The 19,314-nt window shown below is 70.1% G+C and carries 20 protein-coding genes and 3 tRNA genes; 5 read left to right on the forward strand and 18 right to left on the reverse strand.

All coding sequences use genetic code 11. The annotated features are described in order from the left end of the window. Window positions 1–65 precede the first annotated feature (65 nt). From lysS to tilS, 12 genes are all read right to left on the reverse strand, one after another. On the reverse strand, window positions 66–1,619 hold the full coding sequence (gene lysS / locus ACFM35_RS15725) for a lysine--tRNA ligase (RefSeq protein WP_378843777.1): 1,554 nt from the start codon (window positions 1,617–1,619) through the stop codon (window positions 66–68). 156 nt (window positions 1,620–1,775) lie between these two features. Then, window positions 1,776–2,474 carry a DUF2520 domain-containing protein gene (locus ACFM35_RS15730; RefSeq protein ID WP_378843779.1) on the reverse strand — a complete coding sequence of 233 codons (699 nt, stop codon included), beginning with the start codon at window positions 2,472–2,474 and terminating at the stop codon, window positions 1,776–1,778. After that, a complete protein-coding gene (locus ACFM35_RS15735) occupies window positions 2,471–4,111 on the reverse strand; it encodes a PH domain-containing protein (protein WP_378843781.1) in 1,641 nt (546 codons plus the stop codon). The genes ACFM35_RS15730 and ACFM35_RS15735 overlap by 4 nt, the downstream gene beginning before the upstream one ends. Beyond that, entirely contained in the window at window positions 4,108–4,689 is a 582-nt protein-coding gene (locus tag ACFM35_RS15740; protein WP_378843783.1) for a PH domain-containing protein, read from the reverse strand. Before ACFM35_RS15740 ends, ACFM35_RS15735 begins: the two co-directional genes overlap by 4 nt. Window positions 4,690–4,777: 88 nt before the next feature. After that, complete coding sequence (locus tag ACFM35_RS15745; protein ID WP_378843785.1) at window positions 4,778–5,365, reverse strand: DUF3180 domain-containing protein; 588 nt, start codon at window positions 5,363–5,365, stop codon at window positions 4,778–4,780. Further along, on the reverse strand, window positions 5,362–5,895 hold the full coding sequence (gene folK, locus ACFM35_RS15750) for a 2-amino-4-hydroxy-6-hydroxymethyldihydropteridine diphosphokinase (RefSeq protein ID WP_378843787.1): 534 nt from the start codon (window positions 5,893–5,895) through the stop codon (window positions 5,362–5,364). The genes ACFM35_RS15745 and folK overlap by 4 nt, the downstream gene beginning before the upstream one ends. Further along, window positions 5,892–6,269 (reverse strand): dihydroneopterin aldolase, encoded by a 378-nt coding sequence (gene folB, locus ACFM35_RS15755; protein ID WP_378843789.1) that lies wholly within the window; start codon window positions 6,267–6,269, stop codon window positions 5,892–5,894. Before folB ends, folK begins: the two co-directional genes overlap by 4 nt. Then, a complete protein-coding gene (gene folP, locus ACFM35_RS15760; RefSeq protein ID WP_378843791.1) occupies window positions 6,242–7,108 on the reverse strand; it encodes a dihydropteroate synthase in 867 nt (288 codons plus the stop codon). Before folP ends, folB begins: the two co-directional genes overlap by 28 nt. After that, window positions 7,105–7,695, reverse strand: coding sequence for a GTP cyclohydrolase I (gene folE, locus ACFM35_RS15765; RefSeq protein ID WP_378843793.1), 591 nt, complete (start codon window positions 7,693–7,695; stop codon window positions 7,105–7,107). Before folE ends, folP begins: the two co-directional genes overlap by 4 nt. 10 nt (window positions 7,696–7,705) lie before the next feature. Further along, window positions 7,706–9,715 (reverse strand): ATP-dependent zinc metalloprotease FtsH, encoded by a 2,010-nt coding sequence (gene ftsH / locus ACFM35_RS15770; protein WP_378843795.1) that lies wholly within the window; start codon window positions 9,713–9,715, stop codon window positions 7,706–7,708. A 166-nt stretch (window positions 9,716–9,881) separates the two neighbouring features. Continuing rightward, complete coding sequence (gene hpt, locus ACFM35_RS15775) at window positions 9,882–10,433, reverse strand: hypoxanthine phosphoribosyltransferase (protein ID WP_378843796.1); 552 nt, start codon at window positions 10,431–10,433, stop codon at window positions 9,882–9,884. A 48-nt stretch (window positions 10,434–10,481) separates the two neighbouring features. Beyond that, complete coding sequence (gene tilS / locus ACFM35_RS15780) at window positions 10,482–11,513, reverse strand: tRNA lysidine(34) synthetase TilS (RefSeq protein ID WP_378843846.1); 1,032 nt, start codon at window positions 11,511–11,513, stop codon at window positions 10,482–10,484. 346 nt (window positions 11,514–11,859) lie between these two features. Between tilS and ACFM35_RS15785 the strand changes: the two genes are divergently transcribed. Then, complete coding sequence (locus ACFM35_RS15785; RefSeq protein ID WP_378843798.1) at window positions 11,860–12,393, forward strand: inorganic diphosphatase; 534 nt, start codon at window positions 11,860–11,862, stop codon at window positions 12,391–12,393. A gap of 125 nt (window positions 12,394–12,518) precedes the next feature. Here ACFM35_RS15785 and ACFM35_RS15790 read toward each other — a convergent pair whose 3' ends face one another. Then, window positions 12,519–13,946 (reverse strand): peptidoglycan DD-metalloendopeptidase family protein, encoded by a 1,428-nt coding sequence (locus ACFM35_RS15790; RefSeq protein ID WP_378843800.1) that lies wholly within the window; start codon window positions 13,944–13,946, stop codon window positions 12,519–12,521. Window positions 13,947–14,168: 222 nt separating this feature from the next. Between ACFM35_RS15790 and ACFM35_RS15795 the strand changes: the two genes are divergently transcribed. From ACFM35_RS15795 to ACFM35_RS15805, 3 genes are all read left to right on the forward strand, one after another. Next, a tRNA-Glu gene (locus ACFM35_RS15795) sits at window positions 14,169–14,241 on the forward strand. 28 nt (window positions 14,242–14,269) lie between these two features. Beyond that, a tRNA-Asp gene (locus ACFM35_RS15800) sits at window positions 14,270–14,343 on the forward strand. Between the two features lie 75 nt (window positions 14,344–14,418). Next, window positions 14,419–14,491: transfer RNA gene (locus ACFM35_RS15805), tRNA-Phe, on the forward strand. 109 nt (window positions 14,492–14,600) lie between these two features. Here ACFM35_RS15805 and ACFM35_RS15810 read toward each other — a convergent pair. The 5 genes from ACFM35_RS15810 to ACFM35_RS15830 all read right to left on the reverse strand — a co-directional run bounded on the left by ACFM35_RS15810 (window position 14,601) and on the right by ACFM35_RS15830 (window position 18,340). Continuing rightward, complete coding sequence (locus tag ACFM35_RS15810) at window positions 14,601–15,161, reverse strand: cyclophilin-like fold protein (RefSeq protein ID WP_378843802.1); 561 nt, start codon at window positions 15,159–15,161, stop codon at window positions 14,601–14,603. Continuing rightward, the gene (locus ACFM35_RS15815; protein ID WP_489672266.1) at window positions 15,158–15,490 is read right to left on the reverse strand and encodes a carboxymuconolactone decarboxylase family protein; all 333 of its coding nucleotides are present in this window, start codon (window positions 15,488–15,490) and stop codon (window positions 15,158–15,160) included. The genes ACFM35_RS15810 and ACFM35_RS15815 overlap by 4 nt, the downstream gene beginning before the upstream one ends. Before the next feature lie 74 nt (window positions 15,491–15,564). Next, on the reverse strand, window positions 15,565–15,978 hold the full coding sequence (locus ACFM35_RS15820) for a (R)-mandelonitrile lyase (protein ID WP_378843806.1): 414 nt from the start codon (window positions 15,976–15,978) through the stop codon (window positions 15,565–15,567). Window positions 15,979–16,017: 39 nt separating this feature from the next. Continuing rightward, entirely contained in the window at window positions 16,018–17,037 is a 1,020-nt protein-coding gene (locus tag ACFM35_RS15825) for a zinc-dependent alcohol dehydrogenase family protein (protein ID WP_378843808.1), read from the reverse strand. A 25-nt stretch (window positions 17,038–17,062) separates the two neighbouring features. After that, window positions 17,063–18,340, reverse strand: a complete 1,278-nt coding sequence (locus ACFM35_RS15830; RefSeq protein WP_378843810.1) for a multidrug effflux MFS transporter — start codon at window positions 18,338–18,340, stop codon at window positions 17,063–17,065. 101 nt (window positions 18,341–18,441) lie between these two features. Between ACFM35_RS15830 and ACFM35_RS15835 the strand changes: the two genes are divergently transcribed. Further along, window positions 18,442–19,314 (forward strand): helix-turn-helix transcriptional regulator, encoded by an 873-nt coding sequence (locus ACFM35_RS15835; RefSeq protein WP_378843811.1) that lies wholly within the window; start codon window positions 18,442–18,444, stop codon window positions 19,312–19,314.

Consider the following 19,314-nt stretch of genomic DNA (forward strand, 5'->3'; position numbering starts at 1 on the left):
GAACTGCTCCCATTGCGCCCCGGTCGTCGAGCGAGCGCCGCGAGACGAACCGCCCCGCGACGCCGCTACTTGACGAGCGGGAAGAGGATCGTCTCGCGGATGCCGAGTCCCGTGATCGCCATGAGCAGCCGGTCGATGCCCATGCCCATGCCGCCCGACGGCGGCATGCCGTGCTCGAGCGCGCGCAGGAACTCGTCGTCGATCCGCATCGCCTCGACGTCGCCGCGGGCGGCGAGGATCGCCTGTTCCACGAAACGCTCGCGCTGGATGACCGGGTCGACGAGCTCGGAGTAGCCGGTCGCCAGCTCGAAGCCGCGCACGTACAGGTCCCACTTCTCGACGACGCCGGGTATCGAGCGGTGCTCGCGCACGAGCGGGCTCGTGTCGACCGGGAAGTCCATCACGAAGGTCGGCCGGGTGAGGCCGCCCTTCACGAAGTGCTCCCACAGTTCCTCGACGTACTTGCCGTGCGTCGGGTGCGGGGGCTCGGGCACGCCGACCTCGTCCGCGAACGCGCGAAGCTCGTCGAGCGACGTCTCGGTCGTGATCGAACGGCCGGATGCCTCGGACAGCGAGTCGTACATCGAGATGCGATCCCACTGGCCGCCGAGGTCGTACTCGGTCCCGTCGGCCCAGGTCACGGTGGTCGAACCCGAGACGGCGATCGCCGCCTTCTGGATCAACTCCTGCGTCATGTCGGCGATGCCGTTGTAGTCGCTGTACGCCTGATAGGCCTCGAGCATCGCGAACTCGGGGCTGTGGGTCGAGTCGGCGCCCTCGTTGCGGAAGTTCCGGTTGATCTCGAACACCCGATCGATGCCGCCGACGACCGCCCGCTTGAGGAAGAGCTCGGGTGCGATGCGCAGGTACAGGTCGGTGTCGAAGGCGTTGGAGTGCGTGACGAACGGACGAGCGGACGCTCCCCCATGCTGCACCTGCAGCATGGGGGTCTCGACCTCGAGGTACTCGTGCTCGGCGAACGTCGCCCGCAGGCTCGCGTTCACCTTTGCTCGTGCGCGCACGGTCTCGCGGGCCTGGTCGCGAAGGATCAGGTCGAGGTAACGGCTGCGGACGCGGCTCTCCTCGTTGAGTTCGGAGTAGACGTTGGGCAGCGGCAGGATCGCCTTGGAGGCGATCGCCCACTCACCCACCATGATCGACAGTTCGCCACGGCGACTGGAGATGACCTCACCGCTGACGAACACGTGGTCGCCGAGGTCGACGAGCTCCTTCCACGCCTGCAGCGAGTCTTCGCCGACGGCCGCGAGCGAGACCATGGCCTGGATGCGGCTCCCGTCGCCGGACTGCAGCGACGCGAAGCAGAGCTTGCCGGTGTTTCGGCTGAAGACGACGCGTCCCGCGACCGCCGCGGTCACACCGGTCTCGGCGCCGGCTTCGAGGTCGCCGTACTCGGCGCGGAGCGCCGGGATCGTGGTCGTGATGGGCAGGCTGACGGGGTACGCGCCCCCCGCGGCATCCGCTCGCTCAGCGATCAGCCGTTCGCGCTTGGCCAGCCGCACGGCCTTCTGCTCGAAGACCTCGGCCTCTGCGGCCTCGGTGTCGACGGCGGGCGGGGTGGCGGGCGCGGCGGTCGTGTCGGCCGCGGGCGTGTCAGTCATGGGGGAAGCTCCTCGGAAGTCGGCCTCAGTCTATCGACGGAGCCCGAACAGCCTCTGGCCCCGGTCGACCGCCGACCGGCCGACCGCCGACCGCCGACCGGCCGCACCGAGGGGCACTGCAGGGGGCGTCGGCCGCACTGCGCGTCCCTTCCGACGTCAGAGCAGCGGCGGCACCACCGGCGGGCCGGCGTCCTGCAGAGCCTGGTCGATCGCCGAGTGCACGAGCGCCGAAAGGTACAGCCCGGGGTTCTCGACCCCGGCGCCCGTCAGCAGCGCGGCCGCCTGCTGGACGATCGAACGGGAGAACGCCGTCGCCGTCGAGATCGCCTCGGCGTAGGCAGGGCGATCGGCCTCGGCGATCACCACCGGCTCGCACCCCAGTTCGACCGCGAGCGCCTGCGCGATTGGCAGCACCGGCGCGGGTGCGGTGACCGCGGCGTAGGTGTGGTGCAGCTGACGGAGGTCCATCGAGGTGCCGGTGAAGATCATCGCCGGGTGCACCGCGAGGGGGATCACTCCACGCCCGACGGCGGGGGCGAGCACGTCCACGCCGTACGCCGGATCGGTATGCAGAACGAGCTGCCCGGGCTGCCAGGCCGACACTTCGGCGAGGCCCGCGACGAGGCCGGGCAGCTGATCGTGCGGCACCGCCACCACGACGAGCTCACTGCGTCGCACCACTTCGAGGGCATCCAGCACCGGCACGCCCGGCAGGATCGCCTCGACGCGCTCGTCGTCGGACCCGTGCGTGACGCCCGTGAGAGCATGGCCGGCGCCGGCGAGCGCCGCCCCGATGACCGGTCCCACACGGCCTGCGCCGACGATTCCCACGCCCAGTCGGCCGTCCCTGCTCATTCGCGCACTCCACTCATGTCGGGCTCCACCGGCACCTGGTCACTCCCCGCCCACCGGTGGCTGCGGTCGGTCGCCGCGGCCGAGATCGCGCGCTGCGACGTGTCGGCGAAGAGGTCGACGGCGGTGTCGCGGTCGATGGCTCCGAGTCCCCCGTGCACGCGCCCGGTGATCGTGTGGATACGAGCGGATGCCACGCCCAGCGCGCGATCGAGAGGACCCTGTTCGAGCGCCACGCTCTGCATGCGCGCGAGCGGGAAGACCGCGAGCGCCCGCCAGATCAGGCCGCGCCGCAGGAACATCGCGTCCCTGGCCAGGAGGAAGCCGTTGCGCCGCCAGGAGAGCGGCCGCAGGATGCGGGCTCGACGAGGGGTGTTCGTGTAGGGGTCGTCCTGCTGCGGTCCGAGGATGCCGTGCTCGAACACGAGCGGCCATTCCGACTCGGGCAGGTCGGTCAGCAGCAGTCGCAGGACGCGCTCGACGTCGGCGCGGGTGCCCACCGGCAGCACGGTGGTGAACTGATCCTGCCCGCTCTCGACGGACCTGCCCGACAGGCGGTTGACGGTGACCGACCACCAGCCGGCGGGGCGCCAGAGGATGGACTGCGTCACTTCGACCGCGTGCACACGGCCCGGCGGGAGGATCTCGGTGATCGTGGTGAACAGGCCGAACGTGATGCGCACCCCGCTCGGCGTCGGGGCGATGGAGTATCGCAGAGCACGGGTGATGCCGCGCACCCAGTACGCGCCGAAGCCGAGCAGCGCGGGGATGAAGGCGAACAGCACCCAGGGCGAGCCCATGGTCGATCCCACGACGATCGCCACCAGCAGCACGAGCAGCGAAACAGTCGAACCACTCAGGAGATGGGATGCCACGAGCCGGAGCACCGGGATGTGGACGACCGATTCGGGTTCGGCGACGGGTTCTTCTGCTCCGACGATGATCCCGGTGATGCCGGCGCTCACCGTGCCGGCCACGCGGCGCGCCCGCGCGGCGCTGGTCTCGCCGGGCAGGGCCGGAGTCTCTGCGGCGAGGCGCATGCCCGACGCCAGGCGCAGGATGTCGGCGCGGACGGCCTCGGCGCTCTGGGTGGACAGGTACTCGAGCGACACGTTGGCGTCGAGACCGGCACCGACCACCTCGAGCTTCGCGGTGCCGAGCAGGCGCGCGATCATCGGGCGGGTGAGGTTGACGCCCTGCACGCGGTCGAGGGGCGCGCGGCGGTGGGTGCGGAACAGCACACCGCTGCGCACCTCGACCTCGTGGCCGGTGATGCGGAAGGTGTGGAAGCGCCACGACAGCCAGAAGATCCCGACGACGATCGCCGCGATCCCGAGCACCGCCAGGAGTCCGATCAGGATCAGGTTGTGCTCGAGCACGTAGTCGAGCGGGTCGGGCGGGAGCTCTCCGTCGGGCAGATCGGGCACGAGCGCGGGGAGGAACCAGTCGATGAGACGCTCGCGCAGGTTGGCGATCACGATGCCGATCACGACGACGAGGAACAGACCACCCCGCAGCAGGGGCGTCAACGGGTGCAGCCGGTGCCATTCGCCGTCGCTGAGGGGCGACCGCGTGGTGGACCGCGCCGGATTCACCGGAGCGGCGGGCACTTCCGGCAGGCCGGGAGGGATGCTCGTCACAAGCCGGTCCGGCGGGTCTCGGCGACGTCGATCAGGGTGTCCCGCAGCTGTTCGGCGGCCAGCTGGGTGACCCCCGGGATGACGACGCCCGAGTTGGCGGCGGCCGTCACGAGCTTGAGCTGCGCGATGCCGAAGCCCCGATCGAGCGGCCCGTGCGTGATGTCGACGAGCTGCATCCGGCCGTAGGGCACCGCGACCATGCGCTGCCACAGGATGCCCCGACGGAAGACGAGGTCGTCGTGGCGCAGCTGATAGCCGATCGATCGCGCCTGGCGCGGCGTGATGATGATCGTCCACGCGAGGATCACGATCAGGATGCCGCCGGGGATCCATACCCACGTCTGGTGCAGCAGCAGCCACAGCGCGAGGACGATGGCCGTGACGACGAGGAGCGAGACGGCCGTCGAGATGATGCGCACCCACACGTAGGCACGGGCGATCTGGTGCCACGTACCGTCACCCAACGGCAGGCGGGCTGCCGATCGGGGTTCGCGGATGTGGTCGAAGGTCGAGGCATCCAGCACCGCGTCGTCGCCGAGGTGCGACCCATGGATCGCCGCGTCATCGCCGGGGCGCACGAACGCCGGATCCTGCGACGAGGTGGGATCCTGCGACGAGGTGGGAACCGGCCTCGAGGTGGGAACCGGCGACGAGGACGAGGCCGGGTCAGTGACCGTAGCCTCCGGCGTCCCGGTCTCCGGAGTCCGGGTCTCGGGGCTCGCGCCCTCCGGCGTCGCGGCGGCGGCCGGGGTCGGTGCCTCCGGGCTGTTCGTCATCGTCGTCCTTCCGGATGGTGCACAGGTGTTCGGCGACGAGCCCGGCTGCTACGAGGAGCACGCCGGCCACGATCGTCGCGATGAGCATGCTCAACGAGCCTACCGACGGCATGACGGGTCGGGTCAGGAGGAAGACCGCCAGCCCCGCCGCCATCCCGCCGACGACGGCACCCACGATGCTCGACGCTTTGGCGAGCATCGCGATGCGCAGCGCCCGGAACGGGTTGACGGGGGCGGCTATCACGCGGTCGCGCAGCGCTCCCCCGGCGGCATCCTGCCGCGCACCGCGCGTGGCCCGGCGGATGGGGATCGCGAGGATCACGACGAGGGCGCCCAGCAGAACCAGCAGGATCGGCAGCGTGACGACCGGGGTGAAGGTCGGACGACCGAGCGATGTGAGGGTCAGATCGGCGAGGAAGCCGAGCACGACGCCGATGACGGCGGCGATGATCAGGATGCCGGGACTCGTGCGTCTCACGATGCGCCTCTCAGGTGCGCGAGCAGCGTGTCGACGCGTCCTCGCCCGGGTAGCTCCGCGTCGGGGTCGAGTTCGAGCCAGGGCACGAGCACGAACTCGCGCTCCCCGGCGCGAGGATGCGGCAGCAGCAGGGAGGGTCCGGTGCTGCGTACATCGGCGTACGCGATGAGGTCGAGATCGAGGGTGCGGTCACCCCACCGCTCACGCCGCTCGCGTCCGTGCGACGACTCGATCGCATGCAGGAACCCGAGCAGCACCGACGGCGCGAGACGGGTCGTGACGAGAGCCACCGCATTGAGGTAGGCCGGGGCCGAGGCATCCGGTCCCTCCGGCTTCACGGCGACCGACTCGACCGGCGTCGAGACCCGCACCTCGGTCGTCAGCGGCAGTGCGCGCAGCTCATCCGCGGCCGCGGCGAGCGTCGCCGCCCGGTCGCCGAGGTTCGCGCCCAACGCGACGACGGCCGCGACGGGCTGCCGGTCGTGCCGGCGGGCATCCCCCGAGAAGCCTTCGGCCAGCCGGCGGCTCATGCCTGCTGCTCCCGTCGCCGGTGGATCGTGACCGTCACATCGGCGAACGGCACCGGGATCGGGGCATCCGGCTTGTGCACCGTCACGGTGACCGCCTCCACCAGCTGGAACGTCAGAACCGCGATGGCGATGCGCGCCGCCAGCGTCTCGATCAGATCGACGGGGTCGCCGCTCACGACCGCCGCGACCGCTTCGGTCACCTCGCCGTAGTGCACCGTGTCGAGCACGTCGTCGGTCTCGGCGGCTCGCCGCGTGTCGAGGTCCATCACCACGTCGACCACGAAGTCCTGCCCGTCGCGGCGCTCATCGGGGTACACACCGTGGAAGCCTCGGGCACGGATGCCGCTCACCGCGATCCGGTCTGCGATGTCCATCGCGCGTCTCCTTGCCAGAGCTGGGCGACGCGCAGGGCGTCGAGGGTGGTCGAGACATCGTGCACGCGCACGGCCCAGGCGCCCGCCTGCGCGGCGAGCACGCTCGTCACGGCGGTGGCGAGGTCGCGACGCTCCTGTCCGGAGCGCGGTGCGTCGGCGCTCGGCGGGTCGGAGACCGGCGTCGCGGTCCCCAACGCGTCCTCGAGGAATCTCTTGCGACTGGTGCCGACCAGGACGCGGGGTCCGAGCGCCACCAGGCGGGGCAGTCCGCGCAGCACGTCCCAGTTCTGCGCACCGCGCTTGCCGAAGCCGATCCCCGGGTCGACGATGACGCGGGCGGGCGGGATGCCCGCGGCCGCGGCCGCGGCGACCCGGTCGGTGAGCTCGCCGACGACATCGCGCACGACGTCGTCGTATTCGGCACGGGCGTACATGTCGGCGGACGGGCCACGCCAGTGACCGAGGGCGATGTCAGCGTCGGTGGAACCGACGGCGGCCAGCATGCCGGCGTCGGCGAGCCCACCCGACACGTCGTTGACGATGCGGGCACCGGCCCCGACCGCGGCCAGCGCCGTCGACGCGTTCATGGTGTCGATGCTGACCACGGCACCTTCGCGCGCCAGAGCCCGCACGACCGGCAGCACGCGCTCCTGTTCGAGCGCAGGGTCGACGCGTTGCGAACCCGGCCGGGTGGACTCCCCGCCGACATCGAGCAGGTCCGCGCCCTCCGCGCGCAGACGCAGACCATGGGCGATGGCGGCGTCGACGTCGAGATACCGGCCGCCGTCGCTGAAGGAATCGGGGGTCACGTTGACGATCCCCATGATGACGGTGCTCATGAGCGCGGCGCCCCCAGGAGCGCGATCAGCTCGGCGCGGGCGGCAGGCTCGGCGAGCTCGCCCCGCGCGGCGATCGTGAGGGTCGAGGCATCCGGCTGACGCTCCCCGCGCATCGAGACGCAACCGTGCACCGCATCGATGACGACCAGCACGCCTCGGGCATCGAGCGAACCCGCGATCGCGTCGGCGATCTGCTCGCCCAGGCGCTCCTGCACCTGCGGGCGCGACGCGAGGATGTCGACCACCTTGGGCAGCGCGCCGAGGCCGACGACCTTCTCGCCGGGCAGGTACGCGATGTGCACCCGGCCCTGGAAGAGCAGAAGGTGGTGCTCGCACACGGAGCGGAAGCGGATGTCGCGCAGCATCACCGCACCCGACGGGAGGGTGTCGGGTGCCGGCCCGCGGGATACCGAGATCGTCCGGGCCAGCGGGGCGGTGGCATCCGCTCCCACACCGGAGAAGAATTCTCCGTACGCCGATGCGACGCGTTCCGGAGTCTCCCTCAGCCCCGGGCGATCGGGGTTCTCACCGATCGCCTCGAGCAGCTCGCGCACGAGGGCGGCGACGCGCTCATGATCCACGGCCATGTGGCCGAGCCTACGCGGTCGCGGGACGTGCCTGCCCGGAGGGCCGGCGGCGAGGCTCCTTCGAGGCTTCGGTCTGCGGGTCGGCCTCGACGGAGGCGGCGAGGCCCGCCTCCTCGCGACGACGGGGCACCTCGACGGGAGGCTGCTCCGACACGGGGCGCTCGCTGCTCGAGAGCCACTGCGGGCGCGGGGGCAGGCGACGCACGTCGGAGAAGATCTCGGCGAGCTCGAGGTGGTCGAGCGTCTCCTTCTCGAGCAGCTCGAGCGCCAGGCGGTCGAGCACGTCGCGGTTCTCGTTGATCACCTGGTACGCCTCGTTGTGCGCCTGCTCGATGAGCCCGCGCACCTGCTGGTCGATCTGCTCCGCCACCCGCTCGGAGTACTCGCGCCCGTGGCCCATATCCCGGCCCATGAAGACCTCGCCACTGGAGGAACCGAGCTTGATGGGTCCGACATCCATCGTCATCCCGTACTCGGTGACCATCTTGCGGGCGATGGAGGTCGCCTTCTCGATGTCGTTCGAGGCGCCCGTGGTGGGGTCGTGGAACACGATCTCCTCGGCCACGCGGCCACCCATCGCGTACGTGAGCTGATCCTGGAGCTCGTTGCGGGTGATGGAGTACTTGTCGTCGAGGGGCAGCACCATCGTGTAGCCGAGCGCCTTGCCTCGCGGCAGGATCGTCACCTTGGTGACGGGGTCGGTGTTGTTCATCGCGGCCGCGGCGAGCGCGTGACCGCCCTCGTGGTACGCGGTGATGAGACGTTCCTTGTCCTTCATCACGCGCGTACGGCGCTGCGGACCGGCGATGACGCGGTCGATGGCCTCGTCGAGGGCGCGGTTGTCGATCAGCTGCGCGTTGGAGCGCGCGGTCAGCAGCGCGGCCTCGTTCAGCACGTTCGCGAGGTCGGCGCCGGTGAAGCCGGGCGTCTTGCGGGCGACGACCTCGAGGTCGACGCCGTCGGCGAGGGGCTTGCCGCGTCCGTGCACCTCGAGGATGCGCTTGCGCCCCTTGAGGTCGGGGGCGTCGACGCCGATCTGACGGTCGAAGCGGCCGGGCCGCAGGAGTGCCGGGTCGAGGATGTCGGGGCGGTTGGTCGCGGCGATGACGATGACGTTGACCTTGGGGTCGAAGCCGTCCATCTCGACGAGCATCTGGTTCAGCGTCTGCTCTCGCTCATCGTGGCCGCCGCCCATGCCGGCACCGCGGTGGCGGCCGACGGCGTCGATCTCGTCGATGAAGATGATCGCGGGGGAGGACTCCTTGGCCTGGTTGAACAGGTCGCGCACGCGGCTCGCGCCGACGCCCACGAACATCTCGACGAAGTCGGAGCCCGAGATGGAGTAGAAGGGCACGCCGGCCTCACCGGCGACCGCGCGGGCGAGGAGGGTCTTGCCGGTTCCGGGAGGGCCGTACAGCAGCACGCCCTTCGGGATGCGGGCGCCGACGGCCTGGAACCTGGTGGGGTCCTTCAGGAAGTCCTTGATCTCCTGCATCTCCTCGATCGCCTCGTCCGAGCCGGCGACGTCCGCGAACGTGACGGTCGGTGACTCCTTGGAGACGAGCTTCGCGCGCGACTTCCCGAACTGCATCACCTTGCTGCCGCCGCCCTGGGCGCTCGACATCAGGAACCAGAAGAGCAGGCCGAGCAGGAGGATCGGGATCATCAGCGACAGGAAGCCGTCGAACCAGCTGGCGCGCGGAACGGCGTCGTCGAACCCGTCCTTCGGGTCGGCCGCGTTGATCGCGTCGACCACCTCGGCGCCGCGAGCCGTCACGTAGTAGAACTGCACGTCGGTGGAGCCCTCGTACGGAGACGAGAGCTTCATGTCGACACGCTGGTCACCGTCGGTGTTGGTGACCTCGGTCACCGTGTCGCCCTTGAGCAGCTGCAGACCCTCCTGCGTGGAGATCTGCTTGGCTCCGCCGAGGCTGGAGATGAGCGAGAAGCCCACGATCAGAAGGATCCCGATCAGCAGCACATAGATGAGCGGGTTTCGGGTGATCTTCTTGAAATCCATGGTGCGGGCGACGCCCGTTCCCTTTCGTCGACGAGTCGCGCGAGCGCGATGATTCAGGGTATAACGCGCGGGCTATGGCCAGACTGTGCATTCGCCCACGGCGTACAGCACACGGTGCGGGCGACGGATGCCTCGGCCGACGGCGCCGGCCGAGGCATCCGTCCTCTCAGCTGTAGACGTGCGGAGCGAGCACCGCGACGTCGCGCAGGTTGCGGTAGCGCTCGTCGTAGTCGAGGCCGTAGCCGACGACGAAATCGTTGGGGATGTCGAAACCCACGTACCGGCATTCGACGTGCACCTTCATCGCCGCGGGCTTGCGCAGCAGCGCGAAGACCGAGACGGACGCGGCCCCGCGGGAGGCGAAGTTCTCGAGCAGCCAGCTGAGGGTCAGACCCGAGTCGATGATGTCCTCGACGATGAGCACGTGCTTGCCGTGCAGATCGGTGTCGAGGTCCTTGCGGATCTGCACGACGCCGCTCGAGCGCGTGCCGGCGCCGTACGACGAGACGGCCATCCAGTCCATGGGCACGAGCATCGGCAGCGCGCGGGCGAAATCGGCCATGACCATGACCGCGCCCTTCAGGACGCCGACGAGCAGCAGCTCTTCGCCCTCGTAGTCGATCGCGACCTGTGCCGCGATCTCGTCGAGCTTCGCGTGGATCTCCTCCTCGGTGAAGAGGGTCGAGGTGAGGTCGGCCGAGATGTCCGTCGCGCGCATGGTCCCACTCTAGAGCGAGCGGCTGCCGGGTCCCGGGGCCTTTCGAGCTCAGCCCCCGAGCGCGGCCTCGGCGTCGCGGGCGACGAACTCCAGTCGTGAGCCGAGGCGCCGGGCACGGCATCCCGGCAGATCGATCGGGCCCTGCCCCCGCCACTCGGTCACCAGCCGGGCGACCTCGAGGGTCTGCGCCCGGGTCAGGCTTTCTCCGAACTCGCTCGCCACGACGTGCCGGATGATGCGGTGGCGGAGCGCCGCGGGATTCGCGGCGAGCGCGGGAACCGACACCGAGATGCCCGCCTCGGCATGCTCGACGATGTCCTCGATCGTCTCGTTCATCATGTCGTCGAACGCGTCCGCGTCCTCTCGGAGCTGCTCGGCCGTTCTCGCCAGCGCCTCGGCGATCCCCGGACCGAGTTCCGCCTCGAGCACCGGGAGCACCCGCTGCCGCGCGCGCACGCGGGAGAAGCGGGGGTCCGTGTTGTGCGGGTCGTCCCAAGGGTGAAGGTGCTGGGCCGCACAGGCGAGGCGCGTCGTCTCGCCCCGGACGCCGAGCAGCGGACGCAGCAGCGGGATGCCGTCGAGATCGGACGTCGCCGCCATCCCCTGCAGGCTCGCCGATCCCGACCCTCGCGCGAGCCCGAGCAGGACGGTCTCGGCCTGGTCGTCGAGTGTGTGGCCGAGCAGGATCGCCACGGCGCCGACGTCGGCCGCGGCATCCGTGATGGCGGCGTAGCGAGCCGCGCGGGCAGATGCCTCGGGGCCCGCGCCCTCACCCACGTCGACGGTCGCGACGAGGGTGTCGGCACCCATGGCCGCAGCCTGGGCGGCGGCGCGCGCCGCGACCTCGGCCGAGCCGGCCTGCAGACCGTGATCGACCGTGATCGTCGTCACGCGCAACCCCCGCTTGGGCGCCTCGAACGCGACGGCCGATGCGAGCGCGAGCGAGTCGGCGCCGCCCGACAGGGCGACGAGCACGATAGGACCGGTGCCCGGGGCGTCGGAGGCGGGTGCGGTGTCGCGGGCCGGCGCGGTCTCGGGCACGGCGGGTGGGGTATCGCGGGCGGGCGCGGTCTCAGGCACGGCGGGTGCGGTGTCGTGGGCGGGCGCGGTCTCGGGCACGGCGGGTGCCGCGAACGGCGCGAGCGCCTGGCGGACTGCGAGTCGTACCGCGGCGACGGCAGGGTCGAGGCTGGGGCGCGGGTCCACGGCTCTACGGTATCGCCGCCTGGGCGTCCCCGACTTCTGAGAAACGTCGGACCCACCGCAGCGACCCCGCGTGATTTCGCGAGGTGATCGCTGTGGGGGTCGCGTTCTTCAGAAGTGGGGGACGACAACTGCGGGTACGGGCCACCGGATAGGCTGGTCGGCGGCATCCGGACCCGGGAAAACGCCGTGTCCGGCACCCCCACGACAGAGGAGCACAGGCATGGGCGCATACGACGCCGTCATCGAGATCCCCCGCGGCAGCCGGGTCAAGTACGAGGTCGACCACGGCACGGGCCGCGTCTTCCTCGACCGCATCCTTTACACCGCGTTCGGCTACCCCACGAACTACGGCTTCTTCGACAACAGCCTGGGCGAGGACGGCGACCCGCTCGACGTGCTCCTTCTGCTCGACTACGACCTGTATCCCGGCGTCATGGTGAGTGTGCGACCGGTCGGCGTGCTGAAGATGAGCGACGAGGCCGGCGGCGACGACAAGCTCGTGGCGGTACTCGCCAAGGACCCGCGCTGGGACCACGTGCAGGACGTCGAGGACATCCCCGAGTTCACGCGCAAGGAGATCGAGCACTTCTTCGAGCACTATAAGGACCTCGAGCCGAAGAAGTGGGTCAAGGTCGACGAGTGGGCGGGCGCCGGCGAAGCCGAGCGTCTCGTCGCCGAGGCCTACACCCGCTTCCAGGAGCACGAGGGCGAGACCAAGACGCAGGGTGAGGGCGAGTCGCCGAAGACCGTCTGAGCGGATGCCGTGGGGCGGGCCTCGACGCGACGGCGTCGGTGGTCCGCCCTCGGCTTTCCCTCACGGGCGGAAGCTCAGGCTGGGCGCAGAAGCTCACGCCCGGACCAGCGTGAGGTGCCGAAGGGTCAGACGTAGATGCCGCGCGCTGCCATGAACGTGATCGGGTTGACGTCCGGTCCGTTGACGTAGATCTCGAAGTGCAGGTGGCAGCCGAACGAGTTGCCGGTGTTGCCCTCGGCCGCGATGAGGTCGCCCGCGTTGACGCGCTGGCCGTACCGCACATAGAGGCCGCCGTTGACGATGTGGCCGTATCCCGAACCGGTGCCGTCGCCGTGGTCGATCTTGATGTAGTTGCCGTACCCGCCGTTGTACCCGGAGTAGACGACCGTGCCGGCGTGGGCGGCGAAGATACCCGACCCGCAGTAGTTGGCGAGGTCGACGCCGTGGTGGAAACCGCTCGAGCAGTAGGTGTTGCCGCACTGCACGGACCGCGGCCCGTACCCGGAGCTGCGCGCACCGTTCGACGGCCGGGCCCAGCCCGATGCGACGGTTCCTCCGCCGCCGCCGCCGCCTCCGCCGCCGCCTCCACCGCCGCCACCGCCACCGCTCGCTGCGGCAGCCGCTGCTGCGGCCTGCGCAGCAGCCTGGGCGCGCGCAGCCTCAGCGGCAGCCGCGGCGCGCGCCTCGGCCTCGGCCTTCTCTTTCGCGATGCGGGCGGCTTCGACGCCGGCCTGATACTCCTGGACGGTCTTGGCCGTCGTGTCCTGGAGCGCGGCGAGCTGAGCCTGGAGAGTGGAGAGGTTGGCTGTCTGGGCATCGAGCGCCGCCTGCGCGGCGGTCGCGGCATCCTGTGCGGCACGCATCGCCGCTTCGGCTTCCTTCTGCAGCTTGTCGCGCTCGTCGCGGGCGACGACAGCCTGATCGCTCAGGCTCTGCGCCGAGTTGCGGGCGCTGATCGCGTCGTTGTAGACGGCCTGGTTCTGCGACAGCAGCTTGTCCATCGTGCCGAGGCGCGCCAGGAGGTCGTCGGCAGATGCAGCGGACCCCGAGAAGAACAGCTTCATCGACGTGTCATCGCCGCCGTTGCGATACAGCTGAGCGGCGACGCGGCCGGCCTTGTTCGCGGCATCCGTCGCTGCCGCCGCCTGCGTGTCGGCCTGCTCCTGGAGGCTCGTGGCGCGCTGCGCCGAGTCGAAGTAGGCCTGCTGGGCGTTGTAGAAGACGTCCGAGGTGCGCTGGGCCTCGGCCTGCGTGCGCGCGACCTCTGCGTTCAGCGACTGGATCAGTCCCTGGATCTTGGAGACCTCCGACGCCTTCGCCGCCTCATTGGCCTTGGCAGCCTGAACGTCGTCCCACGAGGGGTAGTCGGCGGCGAACGCACGGGAGATGAACGGGGTGCCGATCGCTCCGATGGTGGCGAGACCGATGGCACCGACGCCTAGAGCGGCCCGGCGGGAGAGCCCCGGCCAGAGAGCGCGCTTCTCCGCGACGGTGGGGGCGCACCCGCAGTCTTCGGAGGCATCGACCGTGGTCTGGCGCTGTTCGAACTCCACCTCGGCCCTTCCGTTCGGCGGACACAACACCCATCACACTAGCAACTTCAGTCACAGGCGCAACGAATGGGACGATCCCCGATGCCGCGCGCAGTCGCAGAGCACAGCCCCATCCTGCCCCCCTGCGCGCGGGATACCCCGGTGGACGCGCCCCCGATTGGCGGATCCGTGGGGGATTGCGTATGCTTGAGCGTCGGCACAGTGAGCCCTCGGGATCACGTCGGCCCCATCGTTTAGTGGCCTAGGACGCCGCCCTTTCACGGCGGTAGCACGGGTTCGAATCCCGTTGGGGTCACTCGACACACCCACAACTGAATACGCATGGCCCTGTAGCGCAGTTGGTTAGCGTGCCGCCCTGTCACGGCGGAGGTCGCGGGTTCAAGTCCCGTCAGGGTCGCTTCGAGCGACGGGCCCTTTTCGTCCGAGAAGGGCCTTTCGTCTCGAGCGCGACATTCCACATCGGATGCTGCGCGGCTCTGTAGCTCAGTTGGTAGAGCGCACGACTGAAAATCGTGAGGTCACGGGATCGACGCCCGTCGGAGCCACTGACCCTTCTCCAGGCTTCTACTGGAGGAGGGTCTTTCTTTTGCCCGGGCGCGCACGCCGACACGCGTGTATCGAGGTGTCCGGCGCCACGGAGGTCGAGGCATCCGCTCAGCCGACCAGGACCACCGAGACGGCCCCTTCGAGGAGCGCGAGCTGATCGGGGTCGGCGGCATAGGTGCCGAGGTGCAGCGTGGCGTCGGAGGAGCCGATGCCGGTCGCGTCGTAGTAGAAGCCGACGTTGCCCCAGGGGACGTAGTAGATGAGGTCGCCGTCCTCCGGGTCGGAGCCCGGCGATCCGGAGTGCTCCAGAGCACGGGGCAGGTACGCGATCTTCTCCGCACCGTCGAGGTCTTCGACGCTGAGTTCGAGCGGCAGCGACGCGAGGAAGTCGCGCACCGCTGGAGTGCTCTCGCCCATCACGACATCGACCGAGGTGCGCGCCGACGTGAAGCGCACGATCGTCCCCTCCGTGGAGTCGGATGACGCGGCCGTCGTCGGCGATGTCGGAGTGGGGACGGATGCTTCGCTCGATGTCGGCGCGAAAGACACCGCCGGTCCCGACTCGGGCGCCGCCGACGCGCACGCGGCGAGCGCCGCGAGCAGGCCGACGAAGCCCGCAGCACTCCAGGCCCCCGATGCACCGCGACCCTTCGCCCCGCGGGTCGTCACCCCCCGGCGCCGTCATCAGATGCGAACGCCGTTCGGGCGGCGGTGATCGCGGACATCGCCCGCGGCCACCCGCTGTAGAACGCGAGATGGGTGATCGCCTCGACGAGCTCGGCCTCGGTGAGCCCGTTGCGCCTGCCGAGGTCGAGATGGAACGAGAGCTGCTCCGTGTTCCCTCCGGCCACCAGAGCCGCGATCGTGATCAGACTGCGGTCGCGGGGGGCCAGCTCGGAGCGTTCCCACACGTCAGCGAACAGGACGTCGTCGGTGAGGGCGACGAGCTTGTCGGCGAAACCGCCCAGCATGCGCTGGGCGGAGGACTGTTCGGTCATGCTCATACCTTTCATAGGTGGACCGCTCGTCGACCCGACGAGCGCATGGTCGGCGTGACGCGGCGCCGGGTTCCTCAGCGATCGGCCCGCGCGCCGATGTACTCCTCGTCGGTGATGTGCTCTTTCCACACCGTGGTGGCGGCGGGGTCGTCCGCGCTCTCGAGCATCGCGATGTGTTCCATGAAGCAGTCTCCGGCCGCCGCGTGCCAGTGGTCCTGTCCGGGCGGGGTGTACAGGGTCTGCCCGGGATGCACCTCGATCACGTTGCCGTCGCGATCGCCGAAGCGGGCGACGCCCTGCGTGACACGCAGGAACTGGCCGCGCGCATGCGCGTGCCACGCCGTGCGCGCTCCGGGCGCGAATCGCACCACCGCCACCGACATCCGCTGGTCAGCATCGTGGGGCGCGGCGATAACGTCGACCCAGACGTCGCCGGCGAACTGGGTGGGCGGGTTCTTGACGGTCGGGGCGGTCGGTTCGATGTTCATGTGTTCTCCTTCGGTTTCGGCTCAGTCGGTGAGCACGGGTCAGACGGTGAGCAGGACTTTCGTGGCACGACGCTCGTCCATCGCCTTGTAGCCCTCGGCAGCGTCTTCGAGCGGGAGCGTGAGGTCGAACACCGTTCCCGGGTCGATCGCGCGGTCCCAGATGAGCTGGATCAGCTCGGGAAGGAAGCGGCGCACCGGCGCGGGCCCGCCGTGAAGGTGGACACCCGAGAAGAACAGCTCGAGCCCGTCGAGAGACACGTCGTGCGAGACGCCGACGTATCCCACGTGCCCGCCCGGCCGTGTCGCGTGGATGGCCTGCATCATCGACTCCTGCGTGCCGACCGCCTCGATCACGGAGTGCGCGCCGAGGCCGTTCGTGAGCTCCTTGATCCGGGCCACGCCGTCGTCGCCGCGCTCCTCGACGATGTCCGTGGCGCCGAACTGCCGTGCGAGGGCCTGCCGGTCGGCGTGACGTGACATCGCGATAATGCGCTCGGCGCCCAGCTGCTTCGCCGCGAGGATGGCGAGCAGCCCCACCGCACCGTCTCCCACCACAGCCACGGTCTTGCCAGGTCCCGCCTCGGCCGCGACCGCCGCGAACCAGCCGGTGCCGAGCACATCGGATGCCGCGAGAAGGGATGGGATGAGGTCGGCGTCGGGCTGACCGGGGGTCGCGACGAGCGTTCCGTCGGCCAGCGGGATGCGCGCGAACTCGGACTGCGTGCCGACCGCACCCATGACCTCGGCGTGCACGCAGCGAGACTGATAGCCCGCCTGGCAGATCTCGCACGTGTTGTCAGAGGCGAAGAACGATCCGACGACGAAGTCGCCGACGGACACCGTCGAGACCTCCGCCCCGATCTCGGTCACCACGCCCACGTACTCGTGGCCCATCGGGATGTGGTCTGCGGGCTCCGCGCCGCGGTAGGGCCAGAGGTCGGAGCCGCAGATGCAGGTCGCGGAGAGGCGGATGATCGCGTCCGTCGGCTCGATGATCGTCGGGTCGTCGCGGTCTTCTACGCGGACGTCTCCGGGGGCGTGCATGATGACTCCACGCATGTGGGTGTCTCCTTCGTTGTGCTGTTCAGCTGGTGGGTAGCCGTACGGCGGGGGTCTGGTCTTCGGATGCTGCGCTCGGCAGCGCATCGAGGGCGTCGACGGGACGGCGGCGCACGAGGATCACGAACGCCGCGGAGGCGAGGATCACGGCGACGGTCGTGACGACACCGAGAGGCAGGATGCTCGTGGCGCCGGCGACGCCCACCAACGGCGCGGCCACCCCGCCGAAGCCGAAGCGCACCATTCCCAGAAGGGAGGACGCGGTGCCGGCCATCTTCGGGTAATCCACCAGCGCGAGCGTGGTCGCGGGCGGCGATGAGACGGCCACGCCGCTCGCCAGGGCGAACAGCGACACGATCACGACCCAGAGCGGCATCTCGGTGAGACCGGATGCGAGGAGGCCCACACCGCCCAGGGACGCCACCGCGATCCCCACGGCCAGCGTCCCGCGCACGCTCCACTTCTCGGCCGACCGGCCGGCGAGGAATCCGCACACCATGAACCCGGCGGAATTCACCCCGAATGCCAGGGCGTAGCCCAGCGGCGAGAGGCCGTAGATGTCCTGCAGGACGAACGTCGAGCCGGAGAGATAGGCGAAGAGCGCGGCATAGAGGAAGCCCTGGTTGAGGATCGCCCCCACGAACACCCGGTCCTGCAGCAGCACGCGGAAATCGCTGAGCGTGTGCGCGAGTCCGCCCGACGTGCGGTCCTCGACGGGCAGCGTCTCTCGAAACACTCCCAGGGTGATGATCAGGATGCCGGCACCGACCATCGCGAGGAAGAAGAAGAGTCCTCGCCAGTCGGTCGCCGTGCTGAGCACCCCGCCCAGGAGCGGGCCCACGATCGCGGCGAGCCCGCCGACGACGGTAAGTCGCCCGTAGAAGCGGATGAGCGCTCCGCCGGAGTGGATGTCGCGGCCCGCTGCCTGGGCGATGACGATGCCGACACCGCCGGCGAGTCCTTGTACGACGCGGGCGAGCACGAGGAGCTCGATCGTCGGACTCAGCGCGCACAGCACCGAGGCTGCAAGGTAGGCGACGATGCCGACGAGAAGGATGCCGCGCCGGCCGAATCGGTCCGACATCGGTCCGGCGATCAGCTGACCGGCGGCGAGGCCGATCAGGCACGCGGTGACGGTCAGCTGGGCGACGGACGTCATCGCCCCGAGATCGATCGCGAGCTGCGGGAGCGCGGGCAGATAGAGGTCCATCGAGATGGGCCCGAACACGGTGAGCAGCAGCAGGAGCGTGGGGAGCGGCCGGCCGAGCGTCGGCCGCGAGCGCGGCGTCGATTTCGTAGGCATGACACCCACTGTGCGCGCCCCGCGCCCGCGCAGGGAGTCCCTGCGGAGAGGTGTACCGGCAGGGCATCCCTCATGGGCGGCCGCCGTCCTACGCTCGAGGCATGGACAATCGAGCCGAGGTGCGCGAGTTCCTCATGACGCGGCGAGCGCGGGTGACTCCGGACGCTGCGGGTCTGACCGCGGGCCCGAACCGCCGCGTCGACGGCCTGCGCCGCAGCGAGGTGGCGAGCCTCGCCGGAGTCAGCGTCGAGTACTACGCCAAGCTCGAGCGCGGAGCGATCGCCGGGGCGTCCGCGTCTGTCATCGATGCCGTCGCGCGCGCACTGCAGCTGGACGACACCGAGCACGCGCATCTGCTCGATCTCGCCCGTGCGGCCGACGGCATCCCGACGTCGGGGCGGTCGCGGCGACGTGCGGGCAAGCCCGCCGCCTCCCGCCTCAGCCTGCAGTGGGCCCTGAGCTCGATCACCGACGGCGTCGCCTTCGTCCGCAATCCGCGTCAGGAGATCCTGGCGACCAACGAGCTCGGACGTGCGTTCTATTCGCCGCTCATCGGCGACGGCGGCCGCGTCCCCAATCTCGCGCGGTTCCAGTTCCTCGATCCGGCCTCACGGGAGTTCTACCCCGACTGGGACCTCTTCGCCGAGATGTGCGTCGCGATCATGCGCGCCGAGGCGGGCCGCGATCCGCACGACAAGGGGCTGCAGGACCTCGTCGGAGAGCTGTCGACCCGCAGCGATGTCTTCCGCACACTGTGGGCGGCGCACAACGTGCGAACCCACGGCTCCGGCACCAAACGCTTCCAGCATCCAGTGGTCGGCGAAGTGATCCTCGCCTATGAAGAGCTGTCCATCACCGCCGAGCCCGGGCACGTCCTGATGATCTACACCGCCGAACCGGGCTCACCGTCGGCCGAGCGATTGCGGCTGCTGGCCTCGTGGGCCGCCGCCCACGAGACGACAGCGCGGGCCTGA

It is taken from the genome of Microbacterium songi (assembly GCF_042747925.1).
In the GTDB taxonomy this organism is placed as follows: Bacteria; Actinomycetota; Actinomycetes; order Actinomycetales; family Microbacteriaceae; genus Microbacterium.